Here is an 18,470-nt window from a genome sequence, read left to right as displayed (position 1 = left end):
GAATCGCAAGCTCTTCGCCAAAGGTTTGACGAAGCACAGACCACAATGCTTCATGCGCCCGATTACAGCGCGAGAATCGACATTGCCAGAGCCGGATGCATCATCGGACACGTAGCCTATCCGGAGTACCCCGTACAGGTATTCACGTCCGGCACTCAGGACATCTACCTAGAGGGTCGCATCTACAACGTCCGCGCTGCGGCGCTGGAATCCGATTTGAAGCTGCTTGCGGATAGGGTGTTCAAGGCTACGGGTCGAAGCGAGTTCGTGCGGAACTGGATCATCGAGCACGACGGCGAGTATGTCGTCGTCATCGCCGACCGGAACACGCAGGAGATAGCGATTCTGACCGACCCGCTGGGACGGCTGCCCGTCTATTATCACTTCGACGAGACAAGTCTCATCGTGGCAAGAGAGTGCAAGTTCATCCTGTCGTTCCTGCGCGAGTGGGAATTCGACCGCATAGGATGCGCGCAATTTCTCTGGGCCGGATATCCGTTGGGCCGGCGAACTCACTTCGCGGACGTAAGCGCAGCGCCCAGTGCGATGTTGCTGCTCTCTTCCGTAGACGGGCATCGGCTGAAGACTTCTGTCTCCACACTCATCGATTTCAATCTCGAAGACAAAGAGACCGCTTCGAAAACGCCGGATCAGTATGCATCTGAACTCGTCGAGACGATCGTCAGTACGACAGCCGACCGCGCTCGTCATCCGGACGTTACAACGAATGTGATCTCGCTCAGCGGAGGCTGGGACTCCAGAATAATAGCTACTGCCCTGGCAAGATCCACCAGGCGCTGTGTCGCAGTAACGTATGTCAACGCCGAAGGCCGAGGCGAGAAGGACGCGCAGTTGGCGATGCAAATCGCCAAAATCCTTGAGATGCCTTGCGAGTTCGTCAGAATCCGGCCGGTTCGCCCTGAGGATGAAGAGCGCCTGGTATCGCTCACAGACGGCCTGAATTACGTTTCGATGGCCTATAACCTGCCATTCATGGAGGAAGTAGTATCGCGCTGGGGACGCCGGGCGGCTTACCTGACAGGGGACGGTGGGCCACAGATCATATCTCTGAAGGGCCTGAGGACGACGGTGCAGTCGATGGATCGGCTGGTGGAGGAGATTATCGGAGAGCGCAGTATTCTCCCCATCACCGTTGCCGAGGACGTAATGGGCTTGGGGCCGGGGACGCTGACCGACGAGCTACGCAACGTTGTTTCGAAGTACCCGGAGAGCGATTTCAATCAGAAAGGGGCACATTTCGCGATCTTCGAACGCGGACGCCGCTGGGGTTTCGAAGGCGAAGATCGCGCCCGTTTCTACATGTGGCAGACAAGTCCGTTCTACTCCTATCCTTTCTATCGGTGTGGAACGAGAATCCCGGATCGCTTCAAGCGGGACAACAAGATGTATCGACTGTTCCAAATCAAGTTGTCTCCAAGCGGGTCCCGCATACCTGACGCGAGCACAGGGATACCTCCATCGTCTCCACTGTTGCCGTATGCGTATCGCTTGAAGAGGTACCTGCTCACGCCGCACAATTTTCGACGCAGCCTGAAGCCCTTCGTATTACGCGGCGAATTTGGGCGATCTCCTACACCGGAGCAGGCACTCTCATACGTGCATGAACTTGAACTCCTCGGAGAGGGCTCGTTAATGGGTGGGGCGGCGGTTCGCAGGATGCTGGCTTCCGCCAACAAAACTCAGTATGCGAATTGGTGGACGGTGGCGCTCTTGGACAAACTGATCAGGAATGGAAAGTACGGCTCGCGCACTCACGTCTTCGACCGCGAACAGCATCAGGCGCGGGCTTCATGATTGATTGTGCATGGAGCAGCACGGAGTAGCGCAGCCGCGTAATTGATTGCGCAGCGGCGGAATCGTACAGTCACGTGCTTGTTGTCTCCCTGAGCGCAGCGACGCAGTCGCGCCGCGCAGTCGAAGGATCCCTGCCGTACTAACCACCTTTGCGCCGCACCGGTGCGTGGGGCGGAGAGCTGGCACGCTTCCGAAGAATGAAAACCGCGAACTCAGGCCCGGTATGCTTGTTCGTCAGATGATCGACGTTCCCTACAAGCTCCGATACAGCCGTTAAGTTCATCGGCAACATTACGGTCGGCGAACTGGACCTGAAAACGCCGGTCGCCACGGGTGATCCGAAATAATTTTGTGCATCGAGAATCTCGAACGAGGAACCCTGCGCTAACCCAGCCGCGGTCAGGTCCACTGTCACGGACTTCTTCTTATCCCAGTTAAAGATGATGATGTTTGCGCGGTCTCCTGGCTCGTAAAGGTTCTTCCTCACGACAGTTTTTATTCCCGTTGGCCGGTTCGAGTCGTAGACGCCGCTTGCATCAGCAGATGCCTCCTTCTTCCATTTTGCGAAATCCAAACGGCGCGGTGCCGGGCCCTTGCCTTTGGACTTAACTGGAAGGGCGAAAGCCCACTGCGAGAGTTTGTCTGGCTGAGATGTAGCTGTAGTGAACGGCGTTCCGGAGCCGCCGTAATAATGATTGTTGTTCCATTGGACGAAAGCGGGCTTGAACTCTTGGACCCACTCGGCCAGCGCGCCGTTCCCATTCGCAACCGCGGTATTGTCCACGGTCTCGACGTGCTTCCAGTTTTGCACCTTGAAAGCGCCGACGTTCGTCGTGCCTGCGACGAAGTAGTTGTCGCGGATTGCGGCATCTTCACACTGAATGCCGCTTCCGGGCGTACACCCGAACTCGGAGTTGTATGGGTTCGTGCTCTCGGGCGTCCGGTACGTGTAATTGCCGATTACCTTGAGCCGCTTGATTGGAGTGCCCCCAATGGCGGAATTGACAATGAAATTGCCATGCTCATGGGAACCATTCGCGCGCGCGCCATTGTCAAACGAGACATTGCCTTCGAGTTCGTATCCATCGATATAAACGTCCGGCCATTCGGTGTAGACCTTGAAGCCGGAATAGAAATTGCGAAATGCTATGTTGTCGCGAACAACGTTGGTTGCGCCGGCGTCAGGAGAGCGGTGCCACAGGTTCAGGTAAGTGGCATCTCCACGCGGGCCGACCTTGCCATCGTAAATTCCGTTGCCCCAGAAAAGGCTGCCGTAGATCTCGAAGTTGTTCCCACCGCCGGCAATACCGGCGCGTCCGACATCGTGAATGACCATGTTGATGACCTTCACGCCAACGCTTGCGGCCGCAATGAGGATGCCGCGTGGCCGCTCATTATCGATATTGACCACGGTACGTTGGGGACTGGAGTTGGTGAGTTCGAATCCCCACAACCAGATGTAACTTCCGGAAACATTGATAGTCCCGTTCACTTTGGCGTGCTCGCCGCGTTGCTCCCTGATAACCACCGGTGCCGACGGCCCGCCGCTCAGCGTGCATGAGTAGACCAGGGGGCCGCCTGTACCGTACGTGCCTCCGCGTAACCAGACCGTATCTCCGCTCTTGACGGTCCCAGTCTTCCGCAGTCCCGTGACGATGTCCCATGGACTGTCGATTGTTCCGGTGCCGCCCGGTTTGCCGTCGGGGGATATGTAGTAATCGGCTGCATGTGCTGGCTGGACCATCAACCCAAGAGCCAGGCACGCGAAGGCAACAATCTCTACGAAAGCTTTGTCGAAATGAAGCTGCGTTCCCATGTTCGCTCCTGCCAATCAACGGCCGGTGTCGCTTACCCGCATTTTGTTTGATGCGCAATATTCATTCAGACGCGATGCCGCGAACCGGGACAGCACGAACGGCGCCTAACGACTTCGCTCAACAACTTGCACTCACAAACTTTAGGGGGATAACAGACGTGAACATTCTGATCACTGGCGGTTGTGGGTTCATCGGCTCGCATCTGGCAGAGGCGTGCTTGCAACGCGGACATAGCGTGTATGCAATCGACGATCTCTCGACAGGTTCGATCAACAACATCGAACATTTGAAGAACGAACGTGGCTTTTTTTACGAAATTGAGTCGATCACCAACAAGCAGCTCATGGCAGAACTGGTGGACCGGTGTGACATCGTGTACCACCTCGCGGCTGCGGTCGGCGTACGGTTGATCGTTGAAAGCCCTGTGCGCACGATCGAAACGAATGTTCGCGGAACCGAGGTCGTACTCGAACTCGCGGCGAAGAAACAGAAACGGGTGCTAATCACTTCGACATCCGAGGTGTACGGAAAAGCGGAGCGGCTGCCTTATCGCGAATCCGACGACACCGTGATGGGCGCCACGACAACCGCGCGCTGGAGCTATGCCTGCTCGAAGGCCATAGACGAATTCCTGGCCGTGGCCTACTGGAGAGAGAAGCACGTTCCGACGGTGATTGCGCGCTTGTTCAACACGGTGGGTCCGCGACAAACGGGGCGTTACGGGATGGTGATACCGAACTTTGTCCGCCAGGCGCTGGCAGGTGAAGACATCACGGTCTTCGGCGATGGGCGGCAGAGCCGTTGCTTCACATATGTAGGCGAAGCAGTCCAGGCGCTGATCGGACTGGCGGAAAACAGGCGCTTGCTGGGCGACGTCTTCAATATCGGGAGCTCCGACGAGGTGACCATACTCGAGTTGGCGGAGCGCGTGAAGACGATCACAAACTCCGATTCGCGCATTGTGCTGGTGCCCTATGAAGACGCTTACACAGAGGGCTTCGAGGACATGCGCCGCCGTGTCCCGGACATCAGCAAAATCAATCAGGCGATTGGCTGGAAGCCCAGCATGAAGCTGGACGCCATTCTGACGCGCGTAATCGAGCACGAGCGCAATGCGGCTCGTGTCGCTGCGCCCGAGGCGGTTCAGCAAGTCAGCGCCGCGTAGCCACTCTGCTTCTCACCTAAACTCCGCCGCTCATCGTCGCCCGCCTTGGCAGACGATGAGCGGCCAGATACGTGTGCCGCTGCGTAGGCGCGAGGTTCATGGTTCGTGGTTAAGGCATCACTCAGGAGATAAGGATGGCAAGCGCACCTTGTGGACAAACCAATGCCGGAACCGCGCCTGTAAGGCCGCGAGTGCTCGCCGTAATCCCCGCAAAGGAGGACAGCGTTTGGATGATCTTCGCCCGGCGGCAGGTCAATGCAATTGCCAGGACCGGGCTAGACATCCGGATGTTCTACCTGAGTTCGCGCACCTCCCCTCGGATTCTGTTCAAGGAATTCCTGAGGTTCAGGCGCGAGTTGCGGGAGTACAGGCCCGACCTGGTCCACGCCCACTTCGGCTCTGTGAACGCTTTTTTCTGCGCGCTGGCAACTCGAACTCCGCTCATCATCACCTTCTGGGGAAGCGATCTAAACCCGGTTCCAACGGCGGTCAGTTCCCTGCACTGGCGCTTCACGCACCTGCTTTCACAACTTGCGGCATTGGCTGCGACGGATGTGATCTGCGCCAGCTCGCAGTTAAGATCGCGCTTATGGCTGCGCCGGGATGCCAGGATCGTTCCAACTGGGGTTGACCCGCAGGAATTCTGCCCATCGCCAAGGCTTGAGGCTCGTCATCGGCTCGGTTGGGAGCAAGACGTGCCCGTCGTGCTGTTCAACGCGAGCAACAAGCCGGAATTTAAGGGACTTCCGGTTGTGCGCGAGGCAATTGAGTACGTGCGGCAGACAATGCCTCGCGTGCGACTTGAAGTGATGGAGGGCAACGTCTCCCCTGAAAAGGCACCGCTCTACTTCGCAGCCGCTGATTGCCTGGTGCTCGCGAGCCTTTTCGAAGGTTCGCCGACTGTCGTGCAGGAAGCGCTTGCGTGCAATCTGCCCGTCGTCAGCGTGGACGTTGGCGACGTACGAGAACGCCTGTGGGGAGTATCGCCGTCGCGCATCGTTGAGAGGAACCCCGCTGCGATCGGCAGAGGTATCGCCGAGGTACTCGCTTGCGGAACTCGATCCAATGGACGCGAGAATCTTGGAGACTGCGCAGTTGATCGCATTGCCCAGCGCGTCCGGACGGTTTACGAGAACGTCTACAGTCATTGATGGAGGGCATATTCGGCCAGCCAACAGCTCACAAATGGCAAAGACACTCGGAATGCATCCAGCTCTCGACAGACGCAACTCTGGATTATTTCAGGGACTATTTCCAGTTACTAACAATCCAAACGATTCCATCGCGCAACTCACTAAGTAAGCTGTCCGAAGAGGACGGCGCGCAGTTCCGTCGCGGCTCCGAATTTTGAAACAATCGAAAGATCACAGGTGTCGCAACTTGCTTGCACTGAGGACGCCTGTCGCGAGGCTGTCATGTTGAATCGCAAACTGTGCGCGCTTCAAGTCATGGTTGTTGCGGTTTTTATGCTGCTGTTCGCTGTCCCCGGAATGGCACAGACGAACTCTGGTGAGTTCACGGTGATTGCGCTGCCGGATACGCAGTTCTATTCCGCCAGCTACCCGCAGATTTTCACGAGCCAGACTCAGTGGATTGCCGACAACATTGACGCTCTGAACATCAAGTTCGTGCTCGGCCTTGGCGACATCGTGGACAAAGGCTCCGACCTTACGCAATGGCAGAACGCCGATGCGGCGGTCAAGCTGATTGAAGGAAAGATTCCGTATTTCCTGCCGATTGGAAATCGTGATTACCAGTCCGTTTCGGCGACCACACGCAAGGTTACTAACTTCAACACCTATTTTGGACCTTCTCGCTACGCCGGTTACAGTTGGTATCGAGGCAACTATGCTGGAAGTAACGAGAACTTCTACGGAGAGGTGAACGTCAACGAGACGAGCTATCTAATCCTGGCGCTTGAGTTCTATCCGCGAGATGCCGTGCTTGCCTGGGCCGACCAGATCCTAAGCGCAAACGCCGGTAAGGAAGTGATCGTCATCACCCACAGCTTCACATACAAGGACAGCACGCGCGTGGACAAGTGTGACGACGGGGTTTACACGACCTACGGCAATGACGGTGAGGCAATGTGGAACAAGTTGTTTCGCAAGTACTCGAATATTTTCCTGGTGCTGAGCGGACACATTTCCTATACAGGACGGCGCAGCGATCTGGGCGAAGCGGGCAATCTGGTGAACGAGGTTTTATCCGATTACCAATCCGGCGAGAACGGCGGGAATGGATACCTGCGCATCCTGACTTTCAAGCCGTTGCTGAACCAGATCGATGTCAAGACCTATTCGCCGTACCTGGATGCATACATGACGGATTCGGCGAATCAGTTCACCATGTACTATCACGCACCGGCCATTGCTGTTGCGACAGGCGGTGTGGACGGCAAGTCCCGCGTAGATAAGGTTGGCAGCACAATCGACTGCAGCACTCTTACCGCCGTAAGCGTCCAGGCGCAGTTCAGGTCTGTCTCGACGAACTCGTCGGGCAAGTACGCATTGAGCAACGTTGCGGCTGGGAACTATACAGTGAATGGTTCGAAGTTGAATTGGCAGAGCCAGTCGCAAACGGTTGGAATCGATGCCGGATACACGGCGCGCCTCGACTGGTTTATGAAACCGAACATGGGAACTATCTCCGGAAAAGTGACGAATTCTTCCGGCGTTGCGATCTCAGGCGCTACCGTCCAATTCTCTGGCGGCATAGTTCCATTCTCGAAGAGCGTCACCACGAACGCGTCGGGAGTGTATTCGTCTGGCCAGATGTCTATTGGCAGCTACGCGGTAACAGTATCGAAAACCGGGTATACAACGCTGCAGCAGTCGGCGACCGTGACCACCGACACCAACTCCGCCGTCAACTTCAACCTGCAATAACTATGACACCTAAGGCTATTGCATAGCCGCTGCAATGGCGGCTGCGGCGATCGGCGTTATTACCTCGTAAGCGGCCGGTGTCAGGTGCTCTGTGCCGTTTGCAAACTCCGGCTTGATCATGCCAGCAGAGTCAACTAGCAGCGCGTAGAAATCCGCCAGTTGAACCTTGTTGCTGGCCACGTATGACCGAAGCCAATCGTTGAACTCAACGATTGCTGGGTTCTGATTCGCATCGGTTCCGGTTTTCGGCGGGACCGTACCGAATACAACTCCAATGTTGGCCGTTGCCGCCTGTTGACGCATCGCGTCAATGTTCGCTTGAAGCTGGGCGAGCGGGAGTTGTCGATCGATATCGTTTTCGCCAGCCCAGATCACGACCACACGGGGCTTAAGGCCTACAACGTCAGTTTGGAACCGCGCCAGCATATCGGCCGACGCATCACTGAGCCGGCCCTTTTTGACGTAGTTCTTTCCGGGAAAGCTTTGCGGCAGTTGCCAGTCAACAGTCTGAGAACTGCCTATGAATACGACCTCAACTGGTTGAGAGCGGGTTGAGTTACCACTCCCACCACCACAACCGAGAGCAAACAATTCCAGGATCAACAATATCGCGACGCAAAACTTTGCTCCACGCACGCTGGCACCCCCTTGGCGGGACAAAGTTCGTTCAATCGTGAACCTAGTCCCGGAAACCAACTCTGCCCAACTCTGATGTTGAACTTGCGTCGCTAAGTTGCCGCCCGGCTCCGAATCCTCTCTGAAGCTTGACGTTGCCGTGAGAAGGGCGGCTCGCTCACTCGCTCATCGCGAGTTCGCTCGCCCCTTAGTTTTGAAATCCAGTGCGCTTTAAGGCCGCTGTGCCGGGAAAGGCTGGAAAGTGCGGGACCGTCCACAAAGCAATTACCTTTGGGAAGCTCAAGAGCGAAGTCAGCTCCGCAGTCAACTCAGAGTACAAACGAAAACCCTAATCCGGAGTCGAAGACTGAAACTTTAACAAGCCCGTAATCTTTTCCGGCTTCTAACTAATATGAGGAAGATGCCCCAAGGGATCATCTGTTTCCCTATGTCAACGCGAAGAGATGTGCCGTGCTCCACGAATTCCCCCCCGGCGACCGTGTTCGCCAGCGTTGGGCCGCGTGACCGTATCAGTTCCGCATTCCATTGCGAATTTGTAACAAGCTTTGACGAGCTGGAAAGCATCTCGTCCGACTGGGCACGGCTGGTCGCCGCCGAGGCCTCCAATTCCATATTCCAGACCTTTGGTTGGTTTCGGGCTTTTTGGCACGCATATGGCTCCAACCTCACGCTTCAGATCCCAATTGTTCGCGATCAGCGAGGGTGCGTAGCTGGCATCCTGCCAATGGTTGCAAGCGGTCGAATCCTGCAGTTACCCCGAGGTGACTACAACGACGTGATCTGCGAAGAATCTGCGGCTGCCGATGTCGTTGAACAAACCTTCATAGCGCTCTTGCGAACACGCGACACCTGGGATACATGCGAACTGGAGAATGTGCCAGCAAGCTCCCGGCTGGCGCGTGCGGTCAACAAGCTGCCGAGCCAGCTTCGAAGCCATCTACAGGTCGTCTTTAGATTCCCCTGCCCAACGATTCTTATCACCGAAAACGACAAGGGAGCTTTGCGGAAGCTGGCTCAGAAAAAAGACATCAGGCGCCAGCAGCACCGGCTCGAACGCCTCGGCCGCCTCGAGTTTCGACACCTGGAAACGCGCGAAGAAATCCGACACCATCTGCCAATCTTCTTCCGCCAGCATATCGAGCGGCGCGCGCTGCTTGGACAAAGGAGTCGATTCCTGGAGGAGAGTGCGCGAGAGTTCTACCAGAACATCACAGAAGAGTTCGACCCCGCTGGCCCCTTGCGATTTTCATTGCTGCAACTGGATGGGCGGCCGCTGGCTTACCACTTCGGATTCCAATACAACCACAGCTTCATTCGGTACACATCGGTCTTCAACGTCGATGAGATGGTCTACTCACCCGGAGAGGTGTTGCTGGGCAAACTGCTGGAGTACGCGGAGGAGAGCGATATTTGTGAGTTCGACTTCGGGATCGGAGGCGAAGACTACAAGCGCCGGTTCTCGAATCACACCAAGGAGAATGTTGCTGTCTACTTGAACAAACAATCCGGTCATTTGTCTTTCCCGTATCTGAGACGACGAGCGATTGACACTCTCAGGTGGATCAAGGAGCAAGGCAAGCAACAGACGTATGCCTCTCGCCGAACGCCCGGACTTCTTCATCGGATTCAGCATGTTGCTGCGGCAATGAACGGCGATATCACGTCGGCAAATTGGGCAGAAATGCTCCGCTCTTCTGTGCGCTCGATTGCGAAGTATTTGTACTCAAAAGAAGAGGTCGCAATATTTACCTTTGCGGAGCAGACGCCCCAGTGTGACTCAGCACATCCGCCTCTTGTTCTGTCACCTGCATCGCTTGGAGAACTCGCGACCGTCTCCCTTGAACACCGCGAACTGGGAGGACGGTTACGCCATTTTGCCGACAGGCTCCGGCGCGGACATGCGGCGTACATCTACCACCCAAGCCCCCATGTCACCCTGATCGCATGGGCAGCAAAGCAGGCATTTGAGATTACTGCCCCGGAAGAAGATCCGATCTGCCGAGTGTCGTTGGACAAGCCTGCGATTGTGCTTTACGACGTTTGGTCTTCGTCCGGCCAGACCTTCCACATTCGCGAGTTGTTCGGTGCTTTGTCCAGAGAGGCCACGTCGCTTGGCTATGGCTTGCAGGTTGTTTTGCAAGGAGCGCTGCTCTCATCCCAACAGAATGTGAATAGCGCCGGGCTAGTGCTGGAGCGCTGGTGTACTCGAACCAGAATCCTGGGCCGGCTTCAGGACAGCACGCGCAATTAAGTCGATGGCCTCAGTAACAGCCGTTCCTTTGGGTTTCCCTAAACCGTTGGTGATTACAAACCAGTGAGCGAACGAGTGAGCATGTTGGGCAGTACTCTGCGGCAGAACGTTAGCGTGGATGCCTGGTTCGGCGGCCATGAGCGACTGGAAGAAATCGCCGATGAGTGGCGCGGCCTTTGCACCGAAGGGCCGAATGATGAACCGTTCTATCGTCCGGAGTGGATTGCGGCATATCTCCGCGCGTTCGTGCCGCCCCAGCGCGTTTTGCTCCTCGAAGCCAGGGTGGACGGAAAACTGAAAGCGGTACTTCCTCTCATTGCGCAACATGTCGGCAAAGGCCCTTTTCGTTTCAGGACGCTGGTAGGCGCCGCGAATATCCATTCCTGCCGCTTTGATTTAATCCGTGGCGCGGGGTCCGAAGGCAGTGCTGCCGTCGCGTCGATCTGGTCGGCGCTCAAAGACCGTACTGATTGGGATTCCATCGAACTTCCGCGGGTGCCGCGCGCTGGCGGAGCAGAGCAACTGCTCTCATTGGCACGCCAGGATGGCTACCTGACTGGGCAATGGCCGTCGAATCTCACTCCCTACATTCAGTTCGATTGTCGAACAGTAGATGACCCTTCCAGCCTGGCCCGGCACGCGCACTTCCGACAAAACCTGCGGCGAAGAATACGCAAGGCTGAGAACACTGGGTCGCTGACGCTTCGCAAAGTCGAGCACGCCGGCCCTGCCGATTTGGAGGCTTTTTTTGAGCTTGAGCAGCGCGGATGGAAAGGCAAAGAACAGAGCGCAATCGGCTGCAATGCACGAACAAAACAATTTTATGTTGAAGCTGCAAAGGCGGCAGCGCGCTTCGGCTATTTGTCGCTGTATTTCCTTGAGTTGGACGGGAACCCAATTGCAGCCCACTTCGGCCTCAGTCACCGGAATCGTTACTACTGCCCGAAGATAGCCTACGACGAAGCAGTCGCAGACTTGGGGCCTGGTCACACGATTGTGGGCTTCATCCTGGCTGATATCGCCAAGATTGGATTTTCAGAATTTGATTTCCTCGGACCAATGATGCCGTGGAAAGCAGAATGGGCTGACACTGTGCGTCCACATTCGCGGTGCTTCATTTACCGGCCAGGGCTCCATGGGAGCATGTTGCACTTCGCAAGATTCCACGCCATGTGGGAGGCACGGAAATTCCTCGAACTGCCGTGGGTTGCGGAGCGGGTGATACCGCTGATGAAGCGGATCAAGAGCTAAAGCCGGTCATCGCCAATGAACAACACCGCATTTATCAATAGTAGACAGGCGCTTCAGCCTTACATGCTTCGTCCTCGCGGAGCGCGGCGACCGCCTGTCTTCCCTTTCGGCGACACGAGCACCCGCTACTACTACCTGGGCAGAAATGCTGTCCACGCCCTTGCGACAGAATGGCGGCTCGGCGGAGAGGAAGTGCTGTTCCCCTCCTACTGCCATGGCGTGGAACTTGAGGCCCTCATTGCGGCGGGCGTTCAGCCCAAATACTACCCGGTTCGCTCCGGCATGCGCGTCGATGTTGAAAGCATAGCGTCGCGCATCAGCGGTCGTACTCGTGCCGTATATCTCATTCACTACCTCGGATTCCCGGGCGCTGTCGAAGAGGTCCAGGAGTTGTGCCGCAAACGAGGAATTCTGCTGATTGAGGATTGCGCGCTGGCTTTGCTCTCCTGCAAAGGAAGTCGTCCGCTTGGCTCTTTCGGCGACGCAGCTATCTTTTGCTTGTACAAGACTTTGCCGCTGCCCCACGGAGGGGCTCTCTACTACCCAACTGAAAGCTCGGCGACATCCTCTCGAACGCGCTCACCGTCTATCGCATCGACCGTTGCGTATAGCTTGTCCTCGCTGTCGCGGTACTTCAAGGCGCACGGAAGTGAGAACGTCGTGAAGATGATCGACAAGCTCCGCAGCACCGGCGTTGCGAAACGCGAGTCGATTGGAGTGCGAGCGGTTGCGTCGCCACATTTTGACCCAGCCGACGCAGACCTCGGCATGAGTGCGCTGTGCGGCTGGATTATCCGTTCTCTGGATATGCAGGCGATCGTAGCGCGCCGCCGCGAGAATTACGCGCGTTTGCGCGATCGCCTGCAAGAGGTATCGCTCCCGATTTTTCCAAACCTGCCGCAAGGCACGTGCCCGCTTTTCTATCCGCTCTGCGTTTCAAACAAGGAGGAGATTCTGCCAATGCTCGCGGCTCGGAATATTGAACCAGTGAACTTCTGGTCGAACCAGCCAACGAGCATTCCTGCTGGCATGTTCCCGGAGACCGACGATTTAAGGAAAACAATCGTCGAGCTGCCTTGTCATCAAGATCTCACGCTGAGGGACATGGATCGGATTGCCGATCAAGTTTGTGAGATAACGCGCGGAGCGGTTGCCGCATAGCTGCACAACTACCCGGAGATATTTGTTGGCTTCGCACGTCACCATAGGAAAAGGTTCAGTTGTAGCATCCAGCGCGCTTCGGCTACTTCGCCCAACGCACGAACATAGCTCGCTTTCCGCAACCATCCTGCTAGCGGGTTCGGTGATTGTGTCCCGGGTTCTCGGCGCCGTGCGGGATGCTTATGTCGCTTGGGCGTTCGGAGCGGGCGCGACGACGGACGCTTTTGTCGCGGCATTTACGCTGCCGGATTTGGTCAACTACCTGCTTGCTGGAAGCACAGCGAGTATCGCCCTGATTTCGATATTGACTCGATATAAGGCTGAGAAGCGCGAGCACGAAGCTCAAGGGGCGTTCTCTGCCATCGTCACGATTGTCTCGGTCATCGTGACAATTCTGATCGTGATTGCGGCAGTCTTCGCGCACCCGATCATCCGCGTGCTCTGCCCACGCTTCACACCCGACCAGCTAGAGTTGTGTGTTCGGCTCACGCGCATTCTCCTGCCGGTGCAGGCGTTCTTCATTGTTGGTGGAATCGTTTCCGCCACGCTGCAAGTGCGCCGCAGATTTCTATATCCGGCGCTCGTGCCCGTCGTCTTCAATCTGGGCATCATCGCTGGAGGCGTCCTGCTCTCAGGGCGCTACGGTATTTCGGGATTGGCCTATGGGGCGGTAATCGGGGCGTTCAGCGGCGCAATCCTGCTGAACGTGATCGGAGCGCGGCGGGCGGGAGTATCGTTCAGGCCCTCCTTCCAGTTCCGCAACCCTGCTTTCATCGAATGGCTCAAGCTCACGATCCCCCTGATGATCGGGGCATCACTCGTCGTCTTTGACGATCCGTTCACGCGTCACTTCGCTTCCGGCGGAGCAGGCGATATCACAAGGATTAATTACGCTAAGCGCATGTTCGTCGTCCCGGCGGCGGTGATCGGACAGGCGGCTGGCCAAGCATATCTGCCGCTCTTCGCGAAGTTGTTTAACGAAACAAAACGTAAAGAATTCGGCGAAGTCGTAAATACAGTCGTAAGTCGCGCTGCGATGTTTTCGCTTTTGGCAGGTTCATGGTTGTTCTGCGCGGCGCTTCCCTGCGTCGACTTGATCTTTCGGCTCGTGCGAGGACACTTCCAATTCGCCGACTCGCAGAAGACAGCTGTGCTGCTGGCGTGTTTCTCATTCGCATTGGTGTTCTGGTCGGTGCAGGGATTCTATGCCAGGGCGTTCTACGCGGCAGGAGATACGCTTACTCCGATGTTAGTAGGGACAGCGATAGCGGCAGCCTCGTTCCCAATTTACGGCTTTATGTTCCAGAAAATGGGCATCGTTGGACTGCCGCTTGCCTCGAATTTCGCGATGTTTCTGTACGCCGCGACGCTTGCAACCTTGCTGAATAGACGGAAGATGGTTCCTCTCCTTGCTGTGAATCGGATCGAAATCGCAAAAGTGGCAGTAGCCGCCGTTGGTAGCGGGGTCGTCGGAACAACTGTGGCACTCCTCGTCCCGCCGCACGGAAGCCGACTGGACGACGTGAAGTCGCTCGCGTTCACTTCCATCGCATGGGCGATCTCCGCCGTGGCCTTGCTCGTCGTTATGAAATCAACGCTGTTCGTGGACATCCGCAAAATGCTTCGGCGGGTGTCGTCGTAACCCTCGCATACTTGGGAAACATATCGTTCGTGTTACTGACAGGAGCCGCATGCTACCGAAGCCTTCGCCTGTATCAGCACTGGAGACGTTCGAAACAAGAATCCAGGATCGTTCTGCCAAGCTCGGCATTATCGGACTTGGCTATGTCGGACTGCCGCTCGCCTTGCTGTACAGCGAGGAGCGGTTCGCCATCACCGGTTTTGACATCGATGCGAAAAAGGTCAGCGCCTTGAGCAACGGTGGGTCATACATCGTCCGTATTCCGCCCACCGAAATCCAGGCTGCGCAGAAGTGCGGGTTCACTGCTTGCGCGGATTACGCGCAAGTGGCCGAGATGGACGCGGTGATTATCTGCGTTCCTACTCCGCTAAATGAGTACCGTGAACCCGACATGACCTACATCGAATCCACGGTGAAAGCGATCGCCCCTTATGTCCGCGCAGGTCAACTCATCGTTCTTGAAAGTACAACCTACCCGGGGACAACGGACGAAGTCGTCGTCCCGCTGCTTGAAAGTGGCAATCGCAACGGGTTGAGGGTCGCGCGCAATGCTGCCGATGACTGCGGCTTCTTTGTCGCCTTCTCGCCCGAGCGCGAAGACCCCGGCAACGACACGGTTGCGCGACGCGACATTCCGAAAGTCATCGGTGGCGTTGGACCGATTGCAACGCAGATGGCGAAGGCTATGTACTCAGCGATCTTCAACCGAGTCGTGCCGGTTTCGTCGCCAGCAGCGGCTGAAATGACGAAGTTGCTCGAGAACATTTACCGTTGCGTAAACATCGCGATGGTCAATGAACTCAAGCTGCTCTGCCTGCGCATGGGAATCGACATCTGGGAAGTGATCGAGGCCGCGAAAACAAAACCTTTTGGCTTTCATCCTTTCTATCCCGGCCCCGGCCTGGGCGGCCACTGCATTCCGGTTGACCCCTACTACTTATCCTGGAAGGCAAAGGAGTTTGACTTCCACACGCGGTTCATCGAACTTGCCGGCGAAGTGAATACCGACATGCCGTACCACGTTGTCCGTTCCGTCACTGCGGCGCTTAACAGCCGCCGAAAGGCGTTGAACGGTGCGCGAATCCTGGTGCTCGGCATCGCCTACAAGAAGGACATTGACGACCTGCGCGAGTCACCCTCGCTCGTCATTATCGAACTGCTCCAGAAGGAGGGCGCGGAGGTTCGCTACAACGACCCATACTTCCCGTTTGTAGGCAAAGGGAGGAAGTACGATCTACAGATGCGCTCCACGCCGCTCGACAATCTCGAACAGTACGACTGTGTCGTGATCGCAACGGACCACAGCGATTACGACTACGCGGAAATCGCGAACCACACCCAACTCGTGGTGGACACTCGCAATGCGACGCGGGGAATTGCATCAGGCAACATCATCCGCTGCTGAAACGGAAGCATCGGCAGACAGAAAGCGCGGCTAGTAGCCGCGCTTTTTTTGTCCAAAAAGCCAGGGGTTGTCATCACAACCGATGTGACCCGCAATTAGAAGAGCGCGACAGGTAACCTCCCGCGCTCAAGTCAGCCAACTCCTCTTACTTCAGCGCATAGTGGAAATCGATAAAGCTTCCATCGTTCAGCGCGATTCGGAAGTAGTACGTTTGCGACTGCCACGCACCACCTTTCGTGCTCGTGTTGAAGATCCACTGCTGGGAAGTGGAATCCCAACGGAAGTTCGTGTCGGGAGTCGTTGAGTCAAGCACGCCTTCAGGGATGCCATCCGCTGTCCAAAGCACCCCCGAGACTCCGTAGGACGTTACGATGTTCGCCCCGTTCACGGCGCTCGGTCCGATGGATAATCCATTCGCGTCGCAAACGCGGAACTTCGTTGGGACCGTGCTTCCGCGCTTGAAGACGCTTTGGTGGAGCACATCATCCTTTAGGACTGCATTGATTGGATTTAGCACCTGGTGACCCATGTCGCCGGCGCACATGCCACCAATGAGATACGTCACCTTGAAGGTGCCGGCAACGATACTCACGTTGTAGTTTCCGATCAGATTATTCGGGTCCACAACCGACGGCGTAATGGTGAATGTGCCAACCGCATTCTGCGTGCCGCTAGTCGCGTATGTCGCCGAGATCGGATCGTTGTTCTTGATCCCAGTGATCGTGCCGGTGAGTGTAGGCATTGCCGCGTGCAGAACGATCGTGACATCATTCGCCTTCACCGTCAGCGCCGCCTTCGTGACGGTCAGCGTGCCTTCGTTCAGCGTGACGTTGTAGTTGCCCAGCTTGCTGTCCGGATCGCTCAGCGTCGCCGTAATCGGATACGTGCCAACCGCGCTGGCTGCTGTTGCCAGCGAAGCATAGCTCGCCGTGATTGTGTCGCCGTTCTTGATGCCGGCAATCGCGCCCGTAAACGCCGGGTTCGCGTCGCCGTATTCGCGGCTGGCGTTCGCTGGTGTGACCGTCAGAGTCGCTTTCGTGACGGTCAGAGTGCCTTCGTTCAGCGTGACGTTGTAGTTGCCCAGCTTGCTGTCCGGGTCGCTCAGCGTCGCCGTAATTGGGTACGTGCCAACCGAACTCGTTGCCGTTGCCAGCGAAGCGTAGCTCGCGGTGATCGCATCGCCGTTCTTGATCCCGACAACCGTCCCCGTGAATGCCGGGTTCGCGTCGCCGTATTCGCGGCTGGCGTTCGCTGGCGTCACCGTCAGCGCTGCCTTCGTGACGGTCAGCGTGCCTTCGTTCAAAGTGACGTTGTAGTTGCTCAGCTTGCTGTCCGGATCGCTCAGCGTCGCCGTAATCGGGTACGTGCCAACCTCGCTGGCTGCTGTTGCCAGCGAAGCGTAGCTCGCGGTGATCGCGTCGCCGTTCTTGATCCCGACAATCGCGCCCGTGAATGCCGAGTTCGCATCGCCATACTCTCGGCTGGCGTTCGCTGGCGTGATGGTCAGCGTCGCTGCGGTGACGTTCAGAGTGCCTTCGTTCAGCGTGACGTTGTAGTTGCCCAGCTTGCTGTCCGGGTCGCTCAGCGTCGCCGTAATCGGATACGTGCCAACCGAACTCGCTGCCGTTGCGGCACTCGCGTAGCTCGCCGTGATCGCGTCGCCGTTCTTGATCCCGACAATCGCGCCCGTGAACGCCGGGTTCGCGTCGCCATACTCTCGACTGGCGTTCGCCGGCGTGACCGTCAGCGTCGCTTTAGAGATGGAGAATGCTTGTGCAACAGGCGTTGCTGGAAGGAAGCTGCTATTTCCTGCTTGCGTCGCTGTGACAATGCAAGATCCTGCTGCGGTGATATGAACTGTGCTTCCGGAGATCGTACATTGGTCCGACACGCCAACAGCAAATGAGACAGGCAATCCGCTCGATGCAGTCGCCGTCACCTGGAAGTCTGCGTCTCCGTAGCTCTTGGCCGACAGCGGGCCAAAGTTGATGGTTTGGCTGGCCTGAGTTGCGGTGAAATTCGCAGTGATGGTTACTGTGTTCTGGCCGCCTCCGCCTGGAACCTGCACACAATTCGATGTACGTGCCGTTCCGCTTCCGACCCCGGACCAATTGCTGAATGCAAAGCCAGCGGGATCGGACGGAATGGTGACCTTCACCGAGTTGGAATTGCCAAGTCCCATGTTGGCGGAGTTGTTGCCGGTTATGGATTGAGATTTTGGCCATGACTGCCCATTGGCAACCGTTACGCAATTTGCGTCGGAATACCCGGTGAATTGGAAGTTCGTAGTCGTTCCCGGTCCGACACCGCTAACGGCCAGCGTGACATTTCCATCCGTGAAACTCGTCTGCGCCTGGGATTGCGAGCCCGTTGCGACAACGAAGAATCGCACCTGGAAGTCGTGTTCGTCCGGGGTGAAGCTGCTATCGCTGATGTTGC

The 18,470-nt window shown here is 56.8% G+C and carries 12 protein-coding genes; 9 read left to right on the top strand and 3 right to left on the bottom strand.

Features of this window, described 5'->3' with window-relative positions; genetic code table 11:
- Positions 1–45: 45 nt before the first annotated feature.
- On the top strand, positions 46–1,815 hold the full coding sequence (locus VN622_13960; protein ID HWR36962.1) for a hypothetical protein: 1,770 nt from the start codon (positions 46–48) through the stop codon (positions 1,813–1,815).
- A gap of 139 nt (positions 1,816–1,954) precedes the next feature.
- Here VN622_13960 and VN622_13955 read toward each other — a convergent pair whose 3' ends face one another.
- Positions 1,955–3,631 carry a hypothetical protein gene (locus VN622_13955; GenBank protein ID HWR36961.1) on the bottom strand — a complete coding sequence of 559 codons (1,677 nt, stop codon included), beginning with the start codon at positions 3,629–3,631 and terminating at the stop codon, positions 1,955–1,957.
- Between the two features lie 158 nt (positions 3,632–3,789).
- Between VN622_13955 and VN622_13950 the strand changes: the two genes are divergently transcribed.
- The 3 genes from VN622_13950 to VN622_13940 all read left to right on the top strand — a co-directional run bounded on the left by VN622_13950 (position 3,790) and on the right by VN622_13940 (position 7,685).
- On the top strand, positions 3,790–4,797 hold the full coding sequence (locus VN622_13950; GenBank protein ID HWR36960.1) for a GDP-mannose 4,6-dehydratase: 1,008 nt from the start codon (positions 3,790–3,792) through the stop codon (positions 4,795–4,797).
- A gap of 134 nt (positions 4,798–4,931) precedes the next feature.
- Positions 4,932–5,948, top strand: a complete 1,017-nt coding sequence (locus VN622_13945; protein ID HWR36959.1) for a glycosyltransferase — start codon at positions 4,932–4,934, stop codon at positions 5,946–5,948.
- A gap of 264 nt (positions 5,949–6,212) precedes the next feature.
- A complete protein-coding gene (locus tag VN622_13940) occupies positions 6,213–7,685 on the top strand; it encodes a carboxypeptidase regulatory-like domain-containing protein (GenBank protein HWR36958.1) in 1,473 nt (490 codons plus the stop codon).
- 15 nt (positions 7,686–7,700) lie between these two features.
- Here VN622_13940 and VN622_13935 read toward each other — a convergent pair whose 3' ends face one another.
- Positions 7,701–8,321 carry a GDSL-type esterase/lipase family protein gene (locus VN622_13935; GenBank protein ID HWR36957.1) on the bottom strand — a complete coding sequence of 207 codons (621 nt, stop codon included), beginning with the start codon at positions 8,319–8,321 and terminating at the stop codon, positions 7,701–7,703.
- A 427-nt stretch (positions 8,322–8,748) separates the two neighbouring features.
- Between VN622_13935 and VN622_13930 the strand changes: the two genes are divergently transcribed.
- The 5 genes from VN622_13930 to VN622_13910 all read left to right on the top strand — a co-directional run bounded on the left by VN622_13930 (position 8,749) and on the right by VN622_13910 (position 16,031).
- Positions 8,749–10,572 (top strand): GNAT family N-acetyltransferase, encoded by a 1,824-nt coding sequence (locus tag VN622_13930; protein ID HWR36956.1) that lies wholly within the window; start codon positions 8,749–8,751, stop codon positions 10,570–10,572.
- Positions 10,573–10,653: 81 nt separating this feature from the next.
- Positions 10,654–11,823, top strand: a complete 1,170-nt coding sequence (locus VN622_13925) for a GNAT family N-acetyltransferase (GenBank protein ID HWR36955.1) — start codon at positions 10,654–10,656, stop codon at positions 11,821–11,823.
- A 63-nt stretch (positions 11,824–11,886) separates the two neighbouring features.
- On the top strand, positions 11,887–12,984 hold the full coding sequence (locus VN622_13920) for a DegT/DnrJ/EryC1/StrS family aminotransferase (GenBank protein ID HWR36954.1): 1,098 nt from the start codon (positions 11,887–11,889) through the stop codon (positions 12,982–12,984).
- A gap of 25 nt (positions 12,985–13,009) precedes the next feature.
- The gene (murJ, locus tag VN622_13915) at positions 13,010–14,626 is read left to right on the top strand and encodes a murein biosynthesis integral membrane protein MurJ (protein ID HWR36953.1); all 1,617 of its coding nucleotides are present in this window, start codon (positions 13,010–13,012) and stop codon (positions 14,624–14,626) included.
- Positions 14,627–14,675: 49 nt separating this feature from the next.
- The gene (locus VN622_13910) at positions 14,676–16,031 is read left to right on the top strand and encodes a nucleotide sugar dehydrogenase (GenBank protein ID HWR36952.1); all 1,356 of its coding nucleotides are present in this window, start codon (positions 14,676–14,678) and stop codon (positions 16,029–16,031) included.
- A 145-nt stretch (positions 16,032–16,176) separates the two neighbouring features.
- Here the strand turns inward: VN622_13910 and VN622_13905 are convergent.
- Positions 16,177–18,470: MBG domain-containing protein (locus VN622_13905; GenBank protein ID HWR36951.1), on the bottom strand; the 2,294-nt coding region annotated here is incomplete at its 5' end.

It is taken from the genome of Clostridia bacterium (assembly GCA_035561135.1).
Taxonomy (GTDB): domain Bacteria; phylum Acidobacteriota; class Terriglobia; order Terriglobales; family Acidobacteriaceae; genus DATMYA01.
This window is presented reverse-complemented; position numbering and strand designations above follow the sequence as displayed.